This is a genomic window from Microbispora sp. H10830 (assembly GCF_014161375.1).
In the GTDB taxonomy this organism is placed as follows: Bacteria; Actinomycetota; Actinomycetes; order Streptosporangiales; family Streptosporangiaceae; genus Microbispora; species Microbispora catharanthi.
The window spans coordinates 1-828 of the sequence record NZ_JABBWX010000055.1 but is presented as its reverse complement, the minus strand read 5'-3'; the positions used below and the strand labels follow the sequence as shown (position 1 = coordinate 828).

Annotated in this window: 1 protein-coding gene; it reads left to right on the top strand. The window is 66.8% G+C overall.

Annotated features, from left to right (window positions below):
* A partial coding sequence (locus tag HHX35_RS42365; protein WP_182904243.1) for a lectin occupies positions 1-554 on the top strand: 554 nt, incomplete at its 5' end.
* Positions 555-828: the final 274 nt, after the last annotated feature.

The window sequence follows — 828 nt, the reverse complement described above, 5'->3', positions numbered from 1 at the left end:
TGGTCGACATGCACAGCAAGCTGACCACCGCCGACCTGATCGACGGCATCCACCCCACCGCGAACGGCTACGACAAGATGGCCGCCGCCTGGTACGCGGCGCTCCAGTCGGTCCCCGGCAGCATCGGCCAGTCCGGCGGCGGCACCCCCAGCGCGACGCCGACCTCCTCCGCGAGCGCCATCCGGGGGGTGGGGTCGGGCCGGTGCGTGGACGTCACCGACGTCTCGCAGGTCAACGGCACCCAGGTGCAGATCTGGGACTGCAACGGGCAGAGCAACCAGCAGTGGACGCAGACAAGTGCCGGTGAGCTGCGGGTCTACGGCAACAAGTGCCTCGATGTGAACGGCGGCGGCACCGCCGACGGCACCAGCGTGATCATCTGGGACTGCAACGGCCAGAACAACCAGCAGTGGCGCTTCAACTCCGACGGCACCATCACGGCGGTCGGCGCGAACAAGTGCCTGGACGTCCCCAACTACTCGACGGCCAACGGCGTCAAGCTCCAAATCTGGACCTGCAACGGCCAGAACAACCAGAAGTGGACCCGCGTCTGACGGTGCGGTTCCCGCCGTGGTCGCCTTCGCCGAAGGCGACCACGGCCACGTCCATTACGGAGTCTGCCGGACGGCTCACTCCCAGACCCAACTTATGAGGAATCAGCGTGAAACAACGACTCAGAGCGATACTGGCGGCCGTCGCCCTGCCTCTGGTGGTGGCGGGAATGTTCCTCGGGGTCCGGCCCGCCGCGGCGGCGTCGCTGACCCGGGTGACCAATTTCGGCACCAACCCGACGAACCTGAACATGTACCTCTACGTGCCCGACAGGGT